Below are 22,973 nucleotides of genomic sequence, written 5' to 3'. Positions count from 1 at the left end.
CAGTTTAGAAATATTAAATTTTTTCAAATATTGATTATACATTCTACATTCACCGCCGAATAGGCGGTTTTCATTCTTAATCATTAATTTATGGTATTTTCTAATTTAATTTTTCCTATTATATTTTATTTAAAATTAAAATTTATTGATGTGGATTTTTTATATATTTAATTACAAAAATGTAATTTAATTTACATGACAGTTCATTGCAAAATCGAAGTGTTAAATATAGATAAAATCCAGATGTTCACGCATCTGAAGTATAAAACTTTAATAGTTATAAATAATAAAAAGTTAGGTAATTATTTATAGTTAGTTATGCTTCTGTATAATCAGTTTAGAAATATTAAATTATTTTTGAATACTAATTTATATAATTCACCTTGTAATATATATTGTATTATTAATCAATAAATTATTTATGTTTGTTGGTTTTATTGTCCCTATTAAATTATGGGGATGATAAATTTGTTGACTTGTCTTTTTTATATAGTTATATTACAGAAATGTAATTTTAAGTTACTTAATAATGTACTACAAAATTGTAGTATTAAATACAAAAAAACCCCAGATGTTCCAGCATCTGAGGTTTAGAATTTTATCAACCCTGACAAATTAGGAGGACAAAATTATGTCTAAGAATAAAATGTTAAAAATTCAATGTCAAATCTTAATTAAAAATATTAAGTTAAAAAAATTCGATATTAGTACTTCAGCAGCTAATGATGAAGTAAATATCGAATTTTCTCATCAAATTAATGATTATTCAATTCGAGATCTAATGAAAATTCTAAATATTTCGACGACTAAAGAAGTCAAATATTTAATTAAAAATTTAGAACTAGAACAATCTAATAAGTATCGCTCTTTAAATTCTCATAAAAAATGGGTTTATAACAACAATGCATTAAATATATTGAAGTTATATTTAAAATATAAAGCAGCATAGCATTAAATCAAAAGGCTTATATATGATGATATAAGCCTTTTTGATTTTGAATTTGCAAAAATATAAGGAGGGTCAATGAATAACATATCTTGGCAAGATATAAGAAAAGTAATTTTAGATTTTCTGCAACAACGGCTTGCCAATAATAGTAATTATAAAAGTGAAACCGCTAAGCTGGAAAAAGCAAAAGAGTTAGGCGATCAGGTCGCAGTGAATGAAGCTCAGCAAAAGTTAGCTGAACTTGCTAAAAGGTTTGATTTTGAAACGTGGATGGAAGATGCGGCAACTAGAAGAATTTCGTGGATAACAATTGGAACTCATTTAAGCAAAGGTATTCATTCATCTAGCTCAGGAGATAACGTTAACATTGCAACCCAATCCAAATTGAGCAATCAAACAGTTATATCTTCTGCAACACCATTCTTGTTAGAACTTGATAGCTCAGGTAATGCTGCTTCATTAGATATATTTTCTATTTTTAATCAATATGTTGGTGAAAATAAAATTTTGCAGTTAATTATAGAAAATCATCCAGCTGTTTTACCTGCACTTTCCGATGATAAGCAAAAAGCATCACTCTATTTAACTAATTTTAAAAAAGCAATCTTTAATGATTTCGATAACCCCAAAGCCTCGGAATTGAATAAGCAATTATATTGGCCGAATGATGAAGAACCGTATTTGTCAAAGCAAGATAATAATTATCGATTGTTAATTCCATTACATCCTAGCTCATTGTGTAATTACTTATACGAGAAGGTGCAAACACGATTTTCAGAAGAAAATAAATATGCACGAGAATTACGTAAAAAAAAGGATGTTGAGCATCAACCTTATTTTTCTTTCCATGACTTAGCCGTAGTTAAACTGGGAGGAAGTAATCCTCAAGGTGTCAGTCAATTAACTAGTAGTCAGGGAGGACGTAATTTTTTATTACCCTCTATGCCTCCTATATTTCAAAAATCTCAATTCCCATCGATTTCTAAACAACAAGAAACAATTTTCAATAATGCACTGCAATATTTTTGTCGATTTGGTTTTAAATTACTGTTTGATATGGTTGAAGCGCCAAAAAATATTGTAGAAGAACGAGATGATCGTAAAGATGCGTTTGCGGTGATTTTATCTTTACTACTTAAGTTTGCTCGCTATATTCAAACTACTCAACCAGCTGGTTGGAGTCGTGATTATTCACTCAATTTTGATGAAAAACTTTGGCTTGATCCACAGCGAGTCCAATTAGAGAATGAAGAGGATTTTAAAAAGCAGTATGAACAAGGTGATTGGCAACAAAGTCTAGAAAAGCTTTTTGCAACTTGGGTTCAAAATGCTTTAAAAGAAAAATTTAAAAATTTTAAACAGCAATTTGCTGATCCTGAATTTAGCGAATGGCGCCGTGAATTTAATGCAGCGGTAAAAGCAAGTCAACGTAAAAGGGAGGGGATATTTTAATGGCATCATTACGTTATTATTTATTATTTGATCATGTTAAAATCCATAATGCCAATGCGATTTCTAGCCCATTAACGTATGGATTCCCAGCTATTTCGGGGTTTCTAGGCGCTATTCATGCTTTAAGTCGTAAAATTGAATCAGAAAATCCTATTTACTTAGATGGTGTGTTAATTGCATGTCATGAATGTGATGTACAAGTTTATCGACCAAACAACTATGCCGATTATACGTTTCGATTAACACGCAATCCATTAGCTAAAAATGGTAGTACTCGTTCAATTATTGAAGAAGGGCGAGTTCATCTAGATGTTTCATTGCTTGTTGAGGTAAAAATTGAAGATCGTGAAACATTAGATGATGCAGATGAACAGCAAGCATTTATCCAACAGATGAAACAAAAACTTTACCAGCAGCGTGTTGCTGGTGGGCAGGTTGTTGATATTGAATCAGTCGCACTATATTCTGCATCAGAATCAAATAAAAACTTAATCAATGCACTATTACCCGCATTTGTTTTAGTTGAAGCACCACAAGATTTGCAAGATATTACTGCTGAATTACAGCAACAAGATCCTAATGCTACAGCGCTTGATGCCCTGATTGAAACAGCGATGTTGCATCATCATCCACAAGAAAAAGATCACTGGCAAACCACATCGGTTAAGCAAGGTCGTGGTTGGCTTGTCCCTTTACATTTGGGCTATCAAGCTATTTCACCGTTATTTTCAGCAGGTAAGGTTGAACATGCACGCAGTAATGAGCATGCTACGCAATTTGTGGAGTGTATTTATGGGCTTGGTAAATGGGTCTTTCCTTTACGTTTGACAGAGAGTTTATCACAGGCTTTTTGGCGTTATAAATGCAGTGAATTGCAATCTAATGATGCAGGAATTTATATTATCAATCAAGAAACCAATTAAGTAAATTTAGAAAATTATAGACTAAGGAATACATTATGAGTAAAGATAAAATGACAACGGCAAGCGTACTTGCTTTTGAACGTAGTTTTGATATTTCAGATGCAATTTTTGCACAGCAAAGTAGTACGGATACCAATAAATTATCCCCTGTTGTAGTTACTGAAAAATCAGTCCGAGGCACTATTTCAAATCGTCTTAAAAATGCAGTGGCAAACGATCCAACCAAATTAGATGCTGAAATACAAAAACCAAATTTACAAACAGTAGATGTCGCTTCGTTAGATGCCGATAAAGATACTTTGGTAGTTACATGGAGCTGTAAAGTGTTGCCATTTTTAGGTAAACCATCAGTATGTAATGATATCGAATATCAAAAAGAACTAGAAAAAACAACGCAGGGTTATATTCAAACGCAAGGATTGACAGCACTAGCTAAGCGTTATGCTATTAATATCTTAAGTGGCCGTTGGTTATGGCGTAACCGTATGGCAGCAGAGCAAATTAGCCTTTCGATTACTCGAAAAGATGAAAAAAAACCAATGATTGAAGTCAGTGATGTTAAACAATATCAACTGAACTCATTTGATTATGATGATAAATCGGTGAATGATCTTGCTACACTGATTGAAGCAGGATTATGTGGTAAAGAGTTTGTTATTTTTAACGTTGAAGCCAAACTGAAAATGGGTTTAGGTCAAGAAGTCTACCCGTCACAAGAATTAATTCTAGATACTGGCAAAACTAAAAGTAAAGTATTGTATGAGAAGAACAAACAAGCCGCCATGCATTCACAAAAAATCAGCAATGCAATTCGAACTATCGATACTTGGTATGATAATGCTCAATTCCCAATAGCAATAGAACCGTATGGCTCGGTGACATCAATGGGGCATGCTTTTAGACAACCAAAACAGAAATTAGACTTTTATACCTTATTTGATAATTGGGTATTAAAAGGTGAAAAACCATTGCTTGAGCAACAACATTATGTAATTGCGGTATTAATTCGTGGTGGTGTCTTTGGTGCTAGTGGCAAGGAGTAAATAATATGCACTCACACTATTTAGAGCTGCGAGCTATTTCGCAAATTGAGATAACCGAGGTGGATGTGATGAATCAAGTCATGCAGTCACTGCACCAAATCTTGGTTAATCAACAAGGAAATATCGCAATTAGTTTTCCTTGTTACAATGTGCACCGAACATTAGGCGGAGTGATTCGCCTATTTGGTACCGAGCAGGAATTGCAAAAACTTAAAGCAGATATACAGCAAAAATCATCGATAAGTGATTATGCTTTATTGATGCCTATCACAACAGTACCGGCAACGATAAAAGGCTATTTGCATTTGAGCCGTGTTAATCCTAAAGGTCAGAGTGCATTAAGACGTGCCGAAAAAAGATTAACAGCACAAGGTAAATGGACACCTGAAGTGAAAAATAAAATGGTTGAAAAGTGGGGAAGCGTTCATTTGCAATATCCACATCTTCATTTGAATAGTAAAAGTACAGGTCAAAAATTTATTTTGTGGTTAAAGCAAGAAAAACGTCCAGAGCCAGTGCAAGGCACATTTAATAGCTATGGATTAAGCCAAACAGCCACTGTTCCTGATTTTTAAATCATTAACCCTTTTTTTGGGGATAATTTTAATATATTGATTATTATTGATATTAAAATAGACTCAAAAAAAGGGTAAAAATTGGGAAAAGTGCAGTATGCTCTTTTACAATAAGGTCCTATTGAGATAAAATTCTACTTCAATGCCGTATAGGCAGTTTAGAAATGTAGGTTAATTATTTTTCTTGAATATTACCCCTTCAATGCCGTATAGGCAGTTTAGAAAGCTTGATGTCGCTCTCCTGTTCGATAAACTCGCTTCAATGCCGTATAGGCAGTTTAGAAACCATTGGCGTCCAGTAAAAAATAGCACCGACACTTCAATGCCGTATAGGCAGTTTAGAAATTCGACAACATATTCGTATGTTGCGTTGATGACTTCAATGCCGTATAGGCAGTTTAGAAAATTTAATGACTTATCATCTTTGGCAACATTTACTTCAATGCCGTATAGGCAGTTTAGAAAACGATTACTAAAGGATAAATCGGGATGCCCATCTTCAATGCCGTATAGGCAGTTTAGAAAAACTGTTTTATTTTTCCAGTCAGTCGCATCAACTTCAATGCCGTATAGGCAGTTTAGAAAAGTAAACGCTGAACGATAGCCGCTTTGATATGCTTCAATGCCGTATAGGCAGTTTAGAAATCTCTAAAGTTGGTGCTTATCTTCAAGGGAAGCTTCAATGCCGTATAGGCAGTTTAGAAATGGATTTCTGAGTCTATCTTCGGCAATTCTAACTTCAATGCCGTATAGGCAGTTTAGAAAGGTATCGCGGCATATGCTAAAAATAATTTTAACTTCAATGCCGTATAGGCAGTTTAGAAACTCCGGGATACTTACAAACATATTTTTAAAATCTTCAATGCCGTATAGGCAGTTTAGAAAATGTAAAGTTAAACGTGCATCAATAGTAGACACTTCAATGCCGTATAGGCGGCCTTTTGTATAAAAATAGAAATTTCTGTATAACTGGTTGATTTTAATGAAAATAAAAAATTAAATAAAATCAATGCTCTACCTGAACGATTTTATGGGCGTAATACATCTTATAACATGGTAAGGATTATATGTTCATTGGTTGTTAGGTAATTCACTAATTCCTTGGTTTAGAAATTATCACCAATATTCATGATATTCACAAAAGTTAAGACTTACAAAACCTAACACCGTATTCTAATTAAAAAATTGCATAAAAAACTAGCCAAGTTTTTTTAAAATGGCTATACTTTAATCTCCTTAAAGGAATAGATTATTAAACAATCAAATAAATATAAAAATTAAAATAAATCATTAATTTACTTGACAGGTGAACCGTAATGCATTATCATTTTAGACACCAGACACCAGACACCAGCACTGGCAAACCTATGTCTTAAATTTATCAAATAAACATACTAGTTGGATTTTTAGCCCCGCCACGTTTATATTTTCAAAGTTATCTTCCAAATTATTATCAAAATTATTCCGAAAATTTCTGTTAGTATTGGTATTGTTATTATTATCTTCTTTATGGAGTTTACAGGCATTACCCGTTAAAAATGGTCGAAGGATTAATCGTAGTGATGCCGTAATACTGCCATCGTCACAATGGGGGGAGCTTAAATTTGTAAAGCCCAATCTTGAGCTGGGTGGACTCCATTTTGCTGGCCCTGCTGATATATGGCACCCAGATTATGGGTTCTTAGTTCAATCAACCGATCAGGGATCATATAACCTAAATTTTCCGACAACGGGCGCAAATGGGTTATATTTTGATTTAATCATAAGGGGAGATGCCGATGAATTAACATGGGGAACGCCAATTACGCATGATGGAATTACCGCTACAGTAACAAGAAAAACAAAATGTAATGCCCAATGCGATGTTGAATTTCGCGTTACACTAACAGGTCCAGAGGCAAGAAATCAATGGTTCAATCCTTATTCTAGTCGAATTGCTAGGCCAAGGTTACCGCTGACCTTTGAGTTAGTGGGGAGAGATAGAGAGGGGAACGAGGTAATTAAATATGGATTTGTCCTGCAAAAATGGTTCGTAGTTAGGGGGGCTGAATTATATCACTACCCTGATATGGTAACTTGGTGTAGTGGTTTGGGTTATCGTGTGCCACAGGTTAAGGATCTGACTAACGCTGTTTGTTCTGGTATTGGCTCAGGTCCGAATTGCCAAGGCTCTATCGGCGCTACACCTCCATCAAAAAATAATAATTACCTGCGTACAATAGGTGCTGGATTATTTTCGGAGTGGGGCTTTATGTATCATTACGCTGGTGCGGACTTCGTTGACCAAAACTATTGGACAAGTGACACGACTAGAATAGGGCAGTTTAGTGGTCAGTTTGATGTGGGAGCTAGTAACGGTGATATTTTTTGGTTCAAGACTTCTATTATTAATTATGGTCTTTGCACCACCCCTTAGTTTTTATGACTTAGTTATTAATCTTTATGGTGCTGATGATATTCTGATATTAATAAAGAATAATCAATAAAAGAATAAAATTCCAGTGCGAGGAGGACAGCCAAAATAGCAAAGCCTGAGAGCTTTGCATTTTAATGACTGAAAGTCCAAAAGCACTTTTATTAAAAATTAAACTTGATATAACAAAAGATAGTCAATAAAAAAATTAATCTTTTATAAAATAAAATCAATATTCTACCTGAGTGATTCTTATAGTTCAATAATAACTCGTCCACGAGTGATGTCGCTAATATTTTTTTGTAGGAGTTGCGATTTGTCTTTTGTGATAGCGACGTTTACTTTTACACCTTCAGCATCAAACTCTTGATTTTCAACAATGGAATCAAGTTCCTTTAGACGATTTTCGATAATTGGCCATTCGTTATAATAACAGTGAAATTGTAGCGTTATGCGGGCAATGAGTTCAATTAGCTCAGCTTGTTGTAAGCAGTGGCTAGCTGAACCGCCATAGGCACGAATTAATCCTCCAGTACCTAATTTTATGCCGCCAAAGTAACGAGTTACTACTACAACCACTTGGTCACAATCTTGTCCTTCAATGGCTGAAAGAATAGGGCGACCTGCTGTACTAGTGGGCTCGCCATCGTCATTAAATCGGTATTGTTGTCCAATCTTCCATGCCCAGCAGTTGTGGGTGGCGTTGAGATCGCTTATTTGATTAATAAAGTCGATGGCTTGTTCAGCTGATGTGACTGGCGCTGCATTGACAATAAAACGACTTTTTTTGATTTCTTCTGTTAACTCGGTAGGATTTGCTAATGTATATGGCATGCTAATTCTGATAAAATCAATCTATTGGAATAATGATACTGAACAGAATAAAAATGTCTATCAATTTAGAACAATTAATGCAAACACAGCAGGCGTTAGCCAAGCAGGTTAAATACGATGATGACTTTAATCCGTCAATAAATTACGTTGGTGGTACTGATGTCGGTTTTGAAGATAATGGCAAGATTACTCGAGCAGCAATCGTTATTTTGCGCTATCCAACTTTCGAGGTTGTTGAGTATCATATTGCTCGGGTTGAGACAGGGTTTCCTTATATTCCTGGTTATTTATCTTTTCGAGAATACCCTGCGCTACTTGCCGCTTGGCAACAGGTAACACAGAAGCCAGATTTGTTGTTCGTTGATGGGCAAGGTGTTGCACATCCTAGGCGGTTAGGTATTGCGAGTCATTTAGGCTTGTTGTTAGATATGCCAACAATTGGTGTTGCTAAAAAAAGGCTTTGCGGTCAATACGAAATATTACCTAAGCAAGCAGGTAATGTAACACCTTTACAAGACAAGCAAGAACAGATTGGTTGGGTTTTATGTAGTAAAAATAATTGCAATCCTTTATTTATTTCAACAGGTCACCGAGTAAGTCAAGATAGTGCCTTAAAATGGGTTAATTTATGCTTGCGCGGCTATCGTTTGCCAGAACCGACTCGCTGGGCTGATGCGATAGCATCCAACAAGCCTTTGTTTAAGAAGTTTATTTATGCAGAATAATTCATTACCGTTAAAAAAAGGTGGCTTTACTTTTAAGCGTTTTTTTGTGGCGCACGATAAAAGTCCAATGAAGGTAACAACCGATAGTTGTTTGTTAGGGGCTTGGGTTCCGATTGATTCGTCTCCGCAAAAGGTACTCGATATTGGCTGTGGTTGTGGTGTAATTGCGTTAATGTTAGCTCAGCGGTTAGAACATGATAGCAGCCAAATTGATGCCATCGATATTGATATGCAGGCGGTAGCACAATGTCAGCAAAATAGCCAACAAGCTGGTTTTACTTCGATTAATGCGATTAATGCTGATATTAATCAATTTCAGCTAAGTTATGCGGTGGGCTATGATTTGATTGTGACTAATCCCCCTTATTTTGAATCTGCCGTTGATTGTCGCAATTCCCAAAGACAGTTGGCACGTTATACCGAATGCTTGAACTTTCAACAGCTTATTGACACAGTTAAGCGCTTACTAAAACCGAAAGGGCAATTTTGTTTAGTTTTACCTTATCATTTATCCAATCAGTTTAGGTTATTATGTGAATCTAATCAGTTATATTTATTCCAACTGATGAATGTTAGATATAGTGCAGATAAAGACTTTTCGTTATCATTATTGGCTTTTTCATTTATCCAGGCTAATAAAATTGATGAGCAGCAATTGTGTATGCGAGATGGTGATGGGCGTTATTCTCAAGACTTCAGAAAGCTATTAGCTGACTTTTATTTATTTCGAAAATAACGCCTAACTAATTAATTTGGTGTTATGTAGAAGTGTAAAATAGCGATGATAGCTAATAGGATGATTGCAATAGCGTACACTTTGTCATGCAAGTAACTAAATGCTGGCAAAGATCGTTCCTTTCTGGCATAAAGGTAAAAACAGAGTCCCATACTATAGAGTATCATCGACAGTAATAAATAAACTGTGCCACCAGCATAAATCAACCATATGCCATAAAGCGATCCTAAAGCGCCAATCATAATTAAGTAGGCTTTACCTTGTTGAACGGCTAATTTAAAAACAAAGAGAGCCGCCAGTAAATAGGGAATAAGCACCATTGAGGTTGATAATTGGATTAAGGTGTTGTAGCCAGATTGATAGTAGTGGGCAAGGATAATTAATACGGTTATTAAACATGTTGTTAACCATAATGCGTTGGATGGCGTGCCTGCTTTGTTGAGTTTTCCAAAACAACTTGGTACTGTGTGTTGTGTGCCTTGGCCAGCTAAAAATAGCATTTCGGCCGCTAGCATTAACCATGATAGTAATCCACCACTGACTGACACAATTAAACCAATATTAATTAATGTTGCTCCCCAGCTGCCTACTACATGTTCAATGACAAGTGCCATGGAAGGGTTTTTCATTTGAGCAAGTTCTTGTTGTGGCACAATACCAAGCGATAACACTGATACGCAAACAAGTAATAAGCTAGTAATAGCAAAGCCAAAAAAGGTAGCTCGGCTAATGCTGATGATGTTTTTGGCTCTAGCAGCATACACAGTTGCGCTTTCAATCCCTAAGTAGACCCAAACGGTATAGAGCATGGTGTTTTTTACTTGCTCGATAATTGAGCCTAATTGCGGTGTTCCCCAAAAATCTATCTTAAATGTCGATATTTTAAAGGCAAGGCTAACACAAACAATAAATAAACCAATAGGCACGATTTTCGCTAATGTTACTAGGCAATTTAATAAAAAAGCACGATATATTCCTTTTAATACAAAATAGTGCACTATCCATAAAAATATGATAGCCGTAATAACGGCAGGTAATGTGGTACCATGACCAAAGAAGCTCAAGCAATCAAAAGATCCTAATGCACTAAATAAAATCACTAGGTAGCTGGTGCACGACATCCATGCTGATATCCAGTAGCCCCATGCGGCATTAAAGCCGATATAATCGCCAAAACCTTCACGCACATAACCATATAATCCATCATTGATTTTGTAAAATCGAATCGATAAATACTGAAATATCCGTGTTAGCATTAACATGCCAAATAGGGTTATTATCCATGCAATTAAAATAGCGCCAGAGCCCGAACTTTCGGCCATGTTTTGTGGTAGGCTGAAAATACCGCTGCCTACAATACTGCCAACCACTAACAGTGTGAGTGGCAGGATGCCTAGCTTTTTTCTTACCGATGTATTCATGTTGTTGTCTTATTATGTGGTTTAGTACGGTTAATATTTAATATAGATCGATTAAAATCTTAGTGACATGCAACTTACGCCACCATCAATCTTTTGATATTCCGATGTATCAACTTCAATAACTTGATAACCAAGTTTTTCTATTTTTGCTTTTGTTGTTGGATAGCCCATCGGCATTATTACGTGATCATTAACCCAAATACAGTTGGCAGCATAACTTTCTTGTTCGGGAATTTCGATAATATTAAAGCGTTGAAACTCTGGTTTAGTTATAAATTCGCCTGCTGCTAATAGGTTATTGTTTTCTAAATAAGCTAAACCTGTTTTTAGATGTAATACTTTTTCAAGCTTAACTACCGAACCAGTTAATCCGTACTTCTCTAAAATAGCTATCATTTGGTTAGCACCAGCTTGGTTGGTTCGAGCAGATAAGCCAATATAGTAGTGGTTTTCAACCATCATTATATCGCCAGCTTCAACGGTGCCTGGTGCGGTGATTCGCTCAACTTTATTGGGATAAAATCGTTCAATGGTGTCTGATATAATTTCGGTTTCTGCTCGGCGACTTTCAGCTCCAGGCCTTGTAATAATTGCACAATATGGGGTACAAAGCACAGCGTCTTCAACAAAGACTGAATCAGGAAAACGTTCGTCGGGTGGTAAAATAGTGATATCAACATCGCACTGCTGTAGTGCTCGAATGTAATAGTTATGCTGATCTAAGGCCTTTTGATAATCAGGTTTACCCAAGTTAGCTGACGTTAATCCGTTAATTAAAGATTTGGCGGGTGTTCTTGCAATAATATGGTTAAATTTTTTCATTCTATCTATTTCCTTTTGCTTTAAATAATTATGCTTTATTTATGAATAATAATTCACATTTATAGCTTTATCAAGATGTAAAGTGTATTTTTATTCGTTTTTGGAGGTTTTGTTGGTTTTTTATCTTGATTTATTTAGCTGAATTTAGATAGAGTGGTGGTACATATCTATTTTTTATGCAATGAAAATGACTAACTTATTTTATTTTAGAAAGGAAAGGAGATAAAAGTATTCAAAATAAAAAAAGGCACTAATTGTGCCCTTAATAGTAATTATTCGCCGTCAAAATTAACTAAAGTAAAGCAATCAATTCCCATATCCGTTAACTTTGTTTTGCCACCTAAATCTGGTAAGTTGATTACAAATGCGGCGTTTTCGGCAATGCCACCAGCTTTACGAATTAAATTCGCTGTTGCAGCAATTGTTCCACCTGTAGCAAGTAAATCATCAATAATTAATACTCGTTCACCTGGTTTAATGGCATCAGTGTGAATTTCTAACGTATCTGTACCGTACTCAAGCTGATATTCTTCTTTAAATACGTGGCGAGGCAATTTATTAGGTTTTCGAACAGGAATAAAACCGACACCTAACGCTAACGCAATTGGTGCAGCAAAAATAAAGCCTCGAGCTTCTGTGCCTACTACTTTATCAATTTTTTTATCACGATAATGATCAATTAATAATTCAACAGTGGTTTTAAATGCAGCAGGATCAGCAAGTAAACTTGTGATGTCACGAAACAAAACCCCTTCTTTTGGATAGTTGGGAATAGTAAGAATGCTGTCTTTAATTAATGCAAGTTTTTCTTGTAACTGATTCATCTAAATGCTCTCTAAGTTCTTCTATAAGAGTTGCTAATCTTACATTATATACCTGCAAACTTTTTAGTTGCAACAAAGAAACCGTAATATCATGCTGAAACCTAGCAATACTTATAATTTAAGTAATAAAACTGTCATTACTGTATTTAGCACAGCAATTATAATGGAACAATTAAGAATGTCTTTTTTCATGTTCAATTAACCATCGTTTCCTTTCTAGCCCTCCGCCATATCCCATTAATTCGCCATTTGAGCCAATGACTCGGTGGCAAGGTATGATAATTGCAATTCGATTAAATCCATTTGCGCTTGCAACTGCGCGAATAGCATGTGGATTATTGATGTTTTCTGCTTGCTCTTTATAGGTAGTTAGTTTTCCATAAGGGATTTGTTTTAAACTGTCCCAAACAGTTTGCTGAAAATCTGTTCCAGGAGTATGTAATTTAACTGCAAAATATTTTCTTCTTCCTTGAAAATATTCATCAATTTCATTTTTAGCTTGAACAATATGGCTATTTTCTCCAAAAATAATTTTTGTATTAAGTTGTGTTTGTAATTGTTTAAATTCTGTTTCTAACATTCGACGATCCACGAATTCTAATAGGCAAATACCTTGATTAGTGGCGCAAATAAACATTGGTCCCAATGGTGTAGTTAGGCGATTAACCAAAATAATTTCGTTATTAGTATTTTGAGATGGGGCATTTTTCATTATTTTTTTGTAAGTGTATCCAAAACCACTTAATGACTCATATCCTGTATCATAAGCGGTATTAATGACATTTTTACCAATTTTAAGCTCTTGAAAGGCATTATTTATTCGATACATCCTTTGATAGGTTTGGAAGGTAATACCATAATTTTTTTGAACCAGCGTCTGATCGTTTCGGGGCTTATTTGATGCTCTTTTAATATCATATCGGATATTTTTGTTTTAGGATTTTGGGTAATTAATGCGATAGCTTTAATGACTTCTGATGGTGCTGCGTTAGAATTTTCAGTTGGTTTGCAAATTTTACAAGGACGATATCCAGCATCAATAGCTTCTTTGAAAGTGCTAAAAAATTCTACATTTTCATATTTTGGTTTCTTTGCCCGACAAGTTGCAATACAAAATACCGAAGTTGTTTAACTCCAGCATAGAATATCCCAATATAGCCTTGGTCTTTTGCAAGTAAAGCCTGATAATATTGTTTTCTTTTGTCTAAATTGGTAATAAGCATAATTTTTAAAATCTTAATTTTAGTTAATTGATAACTGGGTTTTGTAATCTGGTTAGCAGATTAAATAAACAGTAAGCATCGCAACCGAAAAATCGACAACTATTTTTATTTTACTGTTTTTATGGTTTATAAATATAATTGGTGATTACCACATTCTATCTTTGTCAAAATGTGGTTATATTTAATATATAAATATTGACGTAATAAAACCTTAACCATTTAATGATTGTTGATTAAGGTTTTTGTTTAATTTGTGAATAAAGAAGAGGTGTTTAACGATTTTGCGACAAAACTATTAACTGATAGTGCTGCATTAAGTTTGCCTTGAATGGCTAATGCTTGTTGCTTTGATTCACATTGGGTAAAAACACATGCACCAGTTCCTGTTAATCGAGTTGTACCATATTGGGAAAGGTAAGTAATTATTTTATCTATTGTTGGATAACGTTTCCTAACTACTTCCTCACAATCATTTTTTAATTCGTTAAACTTCAATGAAAGTAAATCAGTAATGCTTTGAGCTGGCGTATTGCGAGTTAGCTCAGGAGCATTAAATATTTCGACTGTTGATATTTCAATATTAGGGCAAGTGACTAAATACCAATATTCAGGAATATCTACAGGGTGAAATTGATCGCCAATTCCTTCGGCAAAAGCCGCATGACCATAAATAAAAATAGGGACATCGGCACCAATTTTTCGTCCTATATCCATTAGTATTTCGGTTGATAAATTAAGTTGCCATAGCTGATTAAGTGCTACTAATACTGTTGCAGCATTAGATGAGGCTCCTCCTAATCCACCACCCATAGGAATTTTTTTATCAATTGTAATATCTACACCTAAATCATTACGGTTGGTATAGGATTTCAATTGTTCAGCAGCAACAACAATTAAGTTTTTATTAACAGGTACATTTGTAAAATCGGTTAATAAGTTAATTTTATTATCTTGACGAACATTAAAGATTAGGATGTCGCAATAATCAATAAATTGAAATAACGTTTGCAAATTATGATAATTGTCAGAACGGCGTCCAATGATATAAAGGAATAAATTTAATTTAGCAGGTGATAACCACTGTTTCATACTATTATCCTTTATCGTAAAATCCAGTCACTAATTTTTAAGCGAACAACTTCGTCATCATGCGTAAGCTCTATAGTTGCAGGTAAATCTATCTTTTTGTTTTGATAAGTATAAGTAGAGTAACTTGGAATTTTTAATGTCCATTTATTGTTATTTTGTATAAAGACAGTTGAAAGTAATCTTCCTGAACTATCTAACTTGTCAGTATTGATGTTGTCTGAAAATCCTTTTAACCAATTATGCAAAGAATTAAGTGGAATATTTACATTGGATATCTTTTTCATAAGATTTTCAACATTGGTATCTTGGTAATTTCTACCGTCTTTATCAACCAGTTGAGCATAATTAGGTTCGGCGTTTAATGTTAAAATATTGCTACCAATGGGGGAGGTTAATTTAACTTGGTAGTTATCAGTTGATTGTTGAGCTATTAAAAATCGTCCATAATTACGAGATTTATCACTTATGTAAGCTATACTACCTTTAACTTGGAATGTGTTTATTTGTTTTAGATTTTGTTGGCGGATTTGCCACTGCTGTTCAATCGAAGTGTTGTTTTGAGATTTTGTTATTTGGCAAGCGGTGATAAGTAAAGGTAATATGAAAACAAATATATATTTGATTTTAGACATAAAATAACTCTTAGTTGTTAGTGTTTGTGTCAATAAGTGCAGTATTATAACTGATAATTTACTGAATAAGAAAAAGAACCTTTACTGTTTTTTATGTATAATATGGAAGTTTAAGAACTGTTAATAAAATAATATATCTAATAACCTTCAAAAAAGAAGCGATGCAATGTCTATTACAATTTTTGGTGTTAATCATAAAACAGCGCCAGTTGCTTTAAGGGAAAGGCTTGCTTTTCCTAATGAGATTGTCGATAAAGCACTATACAGCTTATACCAACATCCTTTAGTTGATGGGTGTGTTATTTTGTCTACCTGCAATAGAACAGAAATTTATCTTAGTTATGAGCATCAAACTGACTATCTAAGATTAAAACAATCTGTAGAAAGTTGGTTAGGACAATTTCATCATCTTGATGTTGATCTATACCAAGATTCATTTTATTGGTATGACGGTCAACAAGCTGTTGAACATTTGATGTCGGTAGCAAGTGGTTTAGATTCTATGATCATTGGTGAGCCACAAATTCTAGGGCAAGTTAAGCAAGCATATAGTTTTGCTCAAGAACAAAATTGCTTATCTGTTCAATTAAAAAAACTATTTCAAAAAGTATTTCATGTAGCGAAAATTGTCCGTAGTGAAACCAATATTGGCACTAATACAGCATCTGTCGCTTATGCTGCTTGTTTAGTTGCTCGCCATCTTTTTAGTGATACCTCTAATTTAAATATTATGCTTGTTGGCGCGGGTGAAACAATAGAGCTTATTTCACGTTACTTAAAACCGCATGGATTTAATCAAGTTATTATTGCCAATCGAACCCGTGAAAAGGCATTAAAACTTGCGGTTGATATTGATGCAGAAATCATTTCATTACCTGATATCGCTAATCGACTTAAAGATGTTGATATTGTGATCAGCTCAACAGCGAGTCCTTTACCTATTATAGGTAAAGGCATGGTTGAGCGCACTTTACGAGCTAGAAATCATCGTAAAATGCTGTTTATTGATTTAGCTGTTCCTCGCGATGTAGAGGAAGAGGTTAGTCAACTCAATAATGTGCATCTTTATACTATTGATGACTTACAAAAAACGGTTGAAAGTAATTTAGAACAAAGAGCTATTGCCGCTAAAGAAGCGCAATATCTTATTCAAGAACAAGCTGAACTTTTCATTGATTGGCTTAAGACTAGACATGCAGTTGCTTATGTTAAGCAGTATCGTAGTAATGCAGAAAGTATCAAACGTGAGTTACAAATAAAAGCCTTAAATGCCATCAGGCAGGGCGCTAACATTGACGATGTTTTTGCTGAGTTTTCGCATCGCTTAACCAATAAATTAATCCACGCACCGACTCAAACATTACTTCATGCAGCTACACATGATTGTGATGACTGTTTTAAAGTATTAAGTAAAGGGTTAGGATTAAAAGAACATTAGTCAATATGTCGTTTTGCTTAGGAAACGAGGAATAAATTGGATCAGATTGAATTTTTTGATATTCCAAGCCCGTGTAAACGAGTTTGTGTAACTGATAAACAAGGCTATTGTATTGCTTGTTATCGCTCAAGAGAAGAAAGATTTAGTTGGTTAACCTTGAGTGATAGCCAAAAGCAAAAAGTTTTGCGTTTATGTAAACAACGGGCATTAAAACGCCGTTATCTATTATCAAAACAGCAACGACAACAACAAGACTTAAATCCAGTAACACCTCAATTCGATCTTAATTTCTAAATCTATTTATCTATTTTTAATATATATTGTAATCTTGTTTAACTCAGAGTAGGATTTTTATACATATAAAGATGGCAATTATTTAGTCACCTTTTTTAATATTATTGGAATTTAAAATATGAAAATGTGTATTGCATGTGGCATGCCAATGACTGCTATTGCTGATTATCCATTGCTCGATATGTCTAAAAACTATTGTAAACATTGTGCTCATAAAGATGGCACAATGAAAACATTTGATGAAAAATGGCATGAAGTTACATTACAATATGCTCAAAATCACAATGTTGATAATGCAGTAGCTAAACAAACTGCTTATATAATCCTTAAAAAATTACCTGCCTGGAAACGCAGGTGGTAGTTGATTTTTTAGGCAACCAAAACGCTTTACGATAATACCTGTTGCAGATATTGTAAAGCTTAGTATAATGCTAACGTTTACTTATTTACACGTTTAATGCCAGTGTGGCGAAATTGGTAGACGCAGCGGATTCAAAATCCGCCGCCCTTAAAAGCGTGTCGGTTCGAGTCCGACCACTGGCACCAAGTCACAAAGAACACCTGCTTAAAGCTGGTTTTTTTATATCTAAAGTCTTATCAAAACTGAGTTCAGCTATATTTAATAAACTAGCTAACTAATCTCTACTGAAATTACATCAAAATAAGCACAAAAAAGATAGAATTGAGTAATATTGATCGAAATAAACGATCAATGATCATTAATTGATCGAAAATTCCGATATGACAATTTTCTCTTATTCATCAATAATTAAATAAAAAAATAATTCTTTTTATTTCTTTTTCCGTAGATAGGAAAAACAATCTGATAATTTAATGCGTAATCAGAATATAACATTATTAATGTAAATGTTATCGGATTTTTATTCAGATCAAGCATAAAGTTTAATTTATAAATTCAGTTAATACTTTAAGTTAAGAAAAGCTATATTATTCTGTAAAAATTTTTGATTAAAAATAAAGCAATATTTCTAATTAGGGAAAAGGTTACAATAGGTAAATAGATGATGGGTAGGAAGAAAGATTCAAATGTTAGTGCAGGACAAAAACTGTTGAAAATGTATCACATTTTGCTATCAGATAATAAACCGCATTATCAATCGGATTTAGCTGAAATACTAAACTGTTCTGCTCAAACAGTAATACGACTAGCTGAACAGATCGAGTTATCTTTCCCTGAATGTTTCTGCTCTGGCAAGGAAAAAAATCGTCGTTGGTATAGTCTGCAGATTAATCATAAAAATACACTAGGTTTAAATTATCAGGAATTACGATATCTAAGTTTGTGCCGCGAATTGTCTAAACCCTTTATTCCCCCCGAGATTGGTGAACGTATTGATCAAACATTATTGCATCTTTCTATGTTGTTATTAGAGTTAGATACAAGAGAACACTTTGCAACAAGTACACCTATTGCTTTTTTTACTAAAGGGAAAATTGATTATTCAGAGAAAGTTAACATTATTGAGGACCTATTAAAATGTATTGAAAATAAGACTTTTTGTCATATTCATTACATTGCTAACGGTAATCAACAAGGAAAAAACCACTATTTTGTTCCGCGAAAATTAATTGCAATGAATCATGCCTTATACGTTTATGGCGCAATTTCAAATAACGTTGCGACAGAATTAAAACACAGTACTTGTTTGGCAATTCACCGAATACAAAAGTTAGATTTTATTAATCAAAAAGCCTCTATATCAATAGCTGATCCAATTGAAAATAAAACAATGTTTGGTTTACCTGAACATGAACCTCGTACTTTTTCAATTCAATTTGCCAAATCAGCAGCTGGTTATATTAAAGAAAGAATTTGGTCCGACGAACAAAAAATCGAAGAGATCGAAAATGGTGAAATTATTCTTACTATCACCACATCTAGTGAACGTGAGTTAAATGCTTGGGTTAGAGGGTTTGGAGAGCAAGCAAAAATGATCACATCTTAAGTTTGTTGTAACACAAACATAATATATTTTAATTAACATAAATTTAACGAGGAAATAACAATGGCATTACCTATTATTCTTGCAGGTGCAGCTGCAGTCGCTGCAGCAGTTGGTGGCAAAAAAGCATACGATGGTTATCAACTAAAATCAGAAGCTGATGAAATCTTGGAAAGAACCAAAAGCCGATATAACAAACGAAAAGATGAACTGGATGTATTAAACAAAGTTTCAGAACAGAAATTAGAGCGATTAGGTACATTAGAACTTAATATTGGTAAATCATTTGGTGAATTTAAAAAAATTTCCGACGAATTATTAAAACAATTGAAACAAAATGACAATAAAGATCTTAAGTTATCTGTTCCTAAAGCTAAGATGGATAAAATTGAAGAATATTCTTTTTCTACAGTGGGGTTTTTAGGTACGGTTGCAGCATCTGGTGCAGCGGGAGCAGCTGCAAGTTTTGCGGTATATAGCGGAGTAATGGCTTTTGCAGCTGCTTCAACAGGAACACCTATTGCCGCTTTATCTGGCGTAGCTGCATATAATGCCACTATGGCCGCTATTGGAGGTGGATCACTTGCTGCTGGAGGTTGGGGAATGGCTGGTGGAGCAATGGTTTTAGGTGCTGCAGCCATTGCGCCAATGATTGCTATTGCTGGTTTTGCGTATGCAAACCACGCTGAAAAAGCATTAGAAAATGCAAAAAAATCAAGTTCTGAAGCTGACACAGCAATAACAAAAATGGATTTAATTGATAAACATTTATCTAATACAAATAACTATGTGGATAAAATTTATACATCGTTGGAAAAAATCAATCAGACCTTTAATTATTACTTTTCTGCTTTAAAAGAGTTGCATCAAAAGATAGTGGTTCTTGGTTGGGGAGAAGATATTAGCGATAATTCGGAAAAGAGCTTAAGAGTTATTAATAACGGTTATTTATTGGCAGCTATTATGACCGATATTATTACAACCCCACTTTTTAAAATTAAAACAGTATCCGAAGATAGTATTGTTGAAGTCGAAAAAGATAGTGATGGATTCAATATTCTTAATCAAGAAGAATTAGATAATGTATTAATTAACAAAGAAAAAGAATATAAAGATTTTACTCAGGAAATGTAATGATAAAAGCCAAGAATACTTGGCTTTTGTTTTATTGATTATATTAACGAGGACTAAAAATAATGATGAAACAGGAAATGGATTGGGGCGAAGAGTTACATAATACCGTTGTCAAATCTTTGGTAACTTCATTTGGATTAGATTTTTTATTATTTAAAGATAATGTAGGTGGAGATGTTGATACTGTTCATAATGCACGACAAAACATTTACGCAACCGATAGAGAAAGAATAATAAATGAACAAAACTCAAAATATGATTCACATGAGTATCATTCTCATGCCAATTATATTGAGACAAATCGACAAGGAAAAATCGCTCATCAAGCAAATACCTTAAAAGATGCTTACACAGGGGAAATATTTGCTCAACATGATAAAAAAAATTTAGATCATGTTATTGCTGCAAATGAAATACATCACGATCAAGGTAGAATATTAGCTGAATTATCAGGAACTGACCTTGCTAATGACAGTAGCAATTTATATTTCACTAATGAAACATTAAATAAGTCTAAGAAAGCAAGTTCAATGTCTGACTTTGTAAGCAAACTTCAAAATGAACTTACTCAAACCCGTCAAGAAATAGCTATACTAAAACAGAAAAAATCGTTAACAGATCAAGAAAAAAAATCATTAGAAAAGTTAGAAAATAAAGAAAAAGCAAACTTTAATAAAATGCTTGAAATAGACAAAAAAGCACGGGCTAAATACGAGAGAACTGTCAATATAGCCTATTATACTAGCAGTAAGTTTGCTAAAGATGTCGCTTATCAATCAGCTCTTTCTGGTTTTAAAATGGGAACAAGACAGATGCTAGGGCTTATTCTTGCTGAGGCATGGTTTGAACTACGCGATCAATTTCCTTCTATTTATGCAAATAATAAATATAATTTTTCTATAAAAAATTTTTTAAATGATATTAGCGATGTATTTAATGCTATATGGGAACGAATAAAATTAAAATTTAAAGATTTTTTTAATTCTTTCAAAGATGGCGCTGCTAGTGGTGCGTTATCGAGTGTAACCACTACTGTTACCAATATATTTTTCACTACGCAAAAAATGCTTGGAAAAATGATCCGTGAAATGTGGGGGCATATTACGGCAGCTATAAAATTAATCTTTTGCAACCCTGATTCATTGCCTTTAGGTCAATTAGTCAAAGAAGTAAGTAAAATTATTAGTGCTGGAATTTCCGTTGTTTGTGGTACTGCTATTTATAGCATATGTTCACAATTATTTGCTTTTCCATTTGGCACTGAGTTATCTGCATTTTGTAGTGCACTAGCGACTGGTATTTTAACATTAGCATTTAATCACTATCTAGATAAAGGGACTCTTCCTCAAAAAATTTGGGCTTTTTTAGATAAATTTAAAGATAAATACGAAAGAACTCTCGATTTTTTTAAAGCTGTAAATACTGAGTTAGATAATTACTTAAAAGAGTTAGCAAGGCTAGAGTTCAATATGGATACACAACAATTAGCGTCGTTTACATTGCATCTTACTATGACCAATAATGAACTAGAACGCAGCTTTCTGTTAAAAGAAGAAGTAACTCGCCGAGGAATTAAATTACCATTTGAAGCTGGCAATTTAGAATCAGTGCATTCATGGGTAAAATCATTATGAGTAATTCCCCCCCGTTTCCTTGTTATCAATGTGGAGCTTGCTGTTGCAGTGTTAATCGTTCACAAGAAACGCAATTTCTTGATAGTGGTAATGGGGTATGTCGTTATTATGACCATCAAACAAAATTATGTACCATTTATGAAACAAGGCCAGATATTTGCCGTGTAGATAAACAATACCAGCTCAATTATAAAAATAAATATAGTTGGGTTGAGTTTATCGAGATAAACACTATTGCATGCAAAATTTTGAATTCAAAATAACAAATGAACCAGTAATAAAAAATTAGAACGAAAACACCTTAAATTCCTTATGAAGGAAATTCTGATTGCTATAGTGTTGTAATCATAATTAATAATTAATAAGAGGAGTATAAATGGCTATTTATAGAGATGATTCAGACCTAGTTTTTTTAAAACAATGTACTAATGAAGATTTAGAATTATTGGTTTCTATATTGACTGTTGATCCTAAGGATAATACCCTTCGGTTTACCGAAACATTAACAAGCGATGCAAGTTATAAACGACATTATCCTAACCATCAATTATATTGGAAATCTATAGCTGCAGAGCTTCAAACATTTGGTGCAAATTCAGGAATGAATTTATTAAGGCAAGGTAAAGGGGTATGCTATCGTGAAATATTAATAGATGTATGTAATCGAACTAATACAATATTAAGTGAGCCAGCACCTTTTTTTATTGAAAAAATTGAAGATGCTTTATTAAATTCACTTCTCAAGCAATCATTAGAAAATATAAGTCAAAATGGATCGGCTACACTAAATCATACAACTTTTTTAAGGGGTAAGGTAAACTTATCACAACTAAAAAAGGAACAAATAT

22 protein-coding genes, 1 tRNA gene, 1 pseudogene and 1 CRISPR repeat array are annotated in these 22,973 nt (G+C 33.8%); of the genes and pseudogenes, 17 read left to right on the top strand and 7 right to left on the bottom strand.

What is annotated here, in order from left to right; genetic code table 11:
* Positions 1-631 precede the first annotated feature (631 nt).
* The 6 genes from J6569_RS01630 to J6569_RS01605 all read left to right on the top strand — a co-directional run bounded on the left by J6569_RS01630 (position 632) and on the right by J6569_RS01605 (position 7,358).
* Entirely contained in the window at positions 632-949 is a 318-nt protein-coding gene (locus J6569_RS01630) for a hypothetical protein (protein ID WP_296317318.1), read from the top strand.
* 75 nt (positions 950-1,024) lie between these two features.
* Positions 1,025-2,401, top strand: a complete 1,377-nt coding sequence (csy1, locus tag J6569_RS01625) for a type I-F CRISPR-associated protein Csy1 (protein WP_296317316.1) — start codon at positions 1,025-1,027, stop codon at positions 2,399-2,401.
* Positions 2,401-3,324 (top strand): type I-F CRISPR-associated protein Csy2, encoded by a 924-nt coding sequence (gene csy2 / locus J6569_RS01620; RefSeq protein ID WP_296317315.1) that lies wholly within the window; start codon positions 2,401-2,403, stop codon positions 3,322-3,324. Before csy1 ends, csy2 begins: the two co-directional genes overlap by 1 nt.
* Positions 3,325-3,359: 35 nt before the next feature.
* Positions 3,360-4,367, top strand: coding sequence for a type I-F CRISPR-associated protein Csy3 (csy3, locus tag J6569_RS01615; protein ID WP_296317313.1), 1,008 nt, complete (start codon positions 3,360-3,362; stop codon positions 4,365-4,367).
* Positions 4,368-4,372: 5 nt separating this feature from the next.
* Positions 4,373-4,942: a type I-F CRISPR-associated endoribonuclease Cas6/Csy4 gene (gene cas6f, locus J6569_RS01610; RefSeq protein ID WP_296207756.1), complete on the top strand. Its 570-nt coding sequence runs from the start codon at positions 4,373-4,375 to the stop codon at positions 4,940-4,942.
* A gap of 137 nt (positions 4,943-5,079) precedes the next feature.
* Positions 5,080-5,887: direct repeats of the CRISPR family, unit length 28 nt; unit sequence CTTCAATGCCGTATAGGCAGTTTAGAAA.
* A 544-nt stretch (positions 5,888-6,431) separates the two neighbouring features.
* Positions 6,432-7,358: a hypothetical protein gene (locus J6569_RS01605; protein WP_296300794.1), complete on the top strand. Its 927-nt coding sequence runs from the start codon at positions 6,432-6,434 to the stop codon at positions 7,356-7,358.
* Positions 7,359-7,607: 249 nt separating this feature from the next.
* On the opposite strand, the gene J6569_RS01600 is transcribed toward J6569_RS01605, so the two are convergent.
* Positions 7,608-8,189: a YigZ family protein gene (locus J6569_RS01600; RefSeq protein WP_296317311.1), complete on the bottom strand. Its 582-nt coding sequence runs from the start codon at positions 8,187-8,189 to the stop codon at positions 7,608-7,610.
* Positions 8,190-8,248: 59 nt separating this feature from the next.
* Between J6569_RS01600 and nfi the strand changes: the two genes are divergently transcribed.
* Together nfi and J6569_RS01590 are read left to right on the top strand one after the other, a co-directional pair.
* Entirely contained in the window at positions 8,249-8,914 is a 666-nt protein-coding gene (gene nfi / locus J6569_RS01595; RefSeq protein ID WP_366941225.1) for a deoxyribonuclease V, read from the top strand.
* A complete protein-coding gene (locus J6569_RS01590; RefSeq protein ID WP_065590445.1) occupies positions 8,904-9,650 on the top strand; it encodes a methyltransferase domain-containing protein in 747 nt (248 codons plus the stop codon). The genes nfi and J6569_RS01590 overlap by 11 nt, the downstream gene beginning before the upstream one ends.
* An 11-nt stretch (positions 9,651-9,661) precedes the next feature.
* On the opposite strand, the gene J6569_RS01585 is transcribed toward J6569_RS01590, so the two are convergent.
* The 6 genes and pseudogenes from J6569_RS01585 to lolB form a co-directional block, all read right to left on the bottom strand.
* A complete protein-coding gene (locus J6569_RS01585; RefSeq protein ID WP_065590444.1) occupies positions 9,662-11,071 on the bottom strand; it encodes a basic amino acid/polyamine antiporter in 1,410 nt (469 codons plus the stop codon).
* Positions 11,072-11,122: 51 nt separating this feature from the next.
* Entirely contained in the window at positions 11,123-11,893 is a 771-nt protein-coding gene (gene ddaH / locus J6569_RS01580; protein ID WP_065608562.1) for a dimethylargininase, read from the bottom strand.
* Positions 11,894-12,165: 272 nt separating this feature from the next.
* The gene (gene apt / locus J6569_RS01575; protein WP_065559991.1) at positions 12,166-12,717 is read right to left on the bottom strand and encodes an adenine phosphoribosyltransferase; all 552 of its coding nucleotides are present in this window, start codon (positions 12,715-12,717) and stop codon (positions 12,166-12,168) included.
* A gap of 172 nt (positions 12,718-12,889) precedes the next feature.
* A pseudogene (locus tag J6569_RS01570) lies at positions 12,890-13,940 on the bottom strand (methylated-DNA--[protein]-cysteine S-methyltransferase).
* Between the two features lie 246 nt (positions 13,941-14,186).
* Positions 14,187-15,029, bottom strand: coding sequence for a 4-(cytidine 5'-diphospho)-2-C-methyl-D-erythritol kinase (ispE, locus tag J6569_RS01560; protein ID WP_296317305.1), 843 nt, complete (start codon positions 15,027-15,029; stop codon positions 14,187-14,189).
* Between the two features lie 11 nt (positions 15,030-15,040).
* On the bottom strand, positions 15,041-15,661 hold the full coding sequence (gene lolB / locus J6569_RS01555) for a lipoprotein insertase outer membrane protein LolB (RefSeq protein ID WP_034914549.1): 621 nt from the start codon (positions 15,659-15,661) through the stop codon (positions 15,041-15,043).
* 166 nt (positions 15,662-15,827) lie between these two features.
* On the opposite strand from lolB, the gene hemA reads away from it, so the two are divergent.
* The 9 genes from hemA to J6569_RS01510 form a co-directional block, all read left to right on the top strand.
* On the top strand, positions 15,828-17,099 hold the full coding sequence (gene hemA / locus J6569_RS01550; RefSeq protein ID WP_065559989.1) for a glutamyl-tRNA reductase: 1,272 nt from the start codon (positions 15,828-15,830) through the stop codon (positions 17,097-17,099).
* A gap of 36 nt (positions 17,100-17,135) precedes the next feature.
* Positions 17,136-17,393 carry a DUF1289 domain-containing protein gene (locus tag J6569_RS01545; RefSeq protein ID WP_065625977.1) on the top strand — a complete coding sequence of 86 codons (258 nt, stop codon included), beginning with the start codon at positions 17,136-17,138 and terminating at the stop codon, positions 17,391-17,393.
* Between the two features lie 118 nt (positions 17,394-17,511).
* Complete coding sequence (locus J6569_RS01540) at positions 17,512-17,754, top strand: zinc ribbon domain-containing protein (protein WP_065575322.1); 243 nt, start codon at positions 17,512-17,514, stop codon at positions 17,752-17,754.
* Between the two features lie 98 nt (positions 17,755-17,852).
* A tRNA-Leu gene (locus J6569_RS01535) sits at positions 17,853-17,939 on the top strand.
* Between the two features lie 476 nt (positions 17,940-18,415).
* Positions 18,416-19,360, top strand: a complete 945-nt coding sequence (locus tag J6569_RS01530) for a WYL domain-containing protein (RefSeq protein WP_065590437.1) — start codon at positions 18,416-18,418, stop codon at positions 19,358-19,360.
* Between the two features lie 60 nt (positions 19,361-19,420).
* Positions 19,421-20,491 (top strand): hypothetical protein, encoded by a 1,071-nt coding sequence (locus J6569_RS01525; RefSeq protein ID WP_296317303.1) that lies wholly within the window; start codon positions 19,421-19,423, stop codon positions 20,489-20,491.
* A gap of 62 nt (positions 20,492-20,553) precedes the next feature.
* On the top strand, positions 20,554-22,125 hold the full coding sequence (locus tag J6569_RS01520) for a cobalamin adenosyltransferase (protein ID WP_174798536.1): 1,572 nt from the start codon (positions 20,554-20,556) through the stop codon (positions 22,123-22,125).
* Positions 22,122-22,388 (top strand): YkgJ family cysteine cluster protein, encoded by a 267-nt coding sequence (locus J6569_RS01515; protein WP_174798535.1) that lies wholly within the window; start codon positions 22,122-22,124, stop codon positions 22,386-22,388. Before J6569_RS01520 ends, J6569_RS01515 begins: the two co-directional genes overlap by 4 nt.
* 113 nt (positions 22,389-22,501) lie before the next feature.
* The coding region (locus J6569_RS01510; protein WP_296317298.1) for a DUF3944 domain-containing protein at positions 22,502-22,973 on the top strand (472 nt) is incomplete at its 3' end.

Source organism: Gilliamella sp. (assembly GCF_024104075.1).
Taxonomy (GTDB): Bacteria; Pseudomonadota; Gammaproteobacteria; order Enterobacterales; family Orbaceae; genus Gilliamella; species Gilliamella bombi.
Note: the sequence above shows the minus strand (reverse complement) of the source record. Positions and strands in the feature narration are given on the sequence as shown.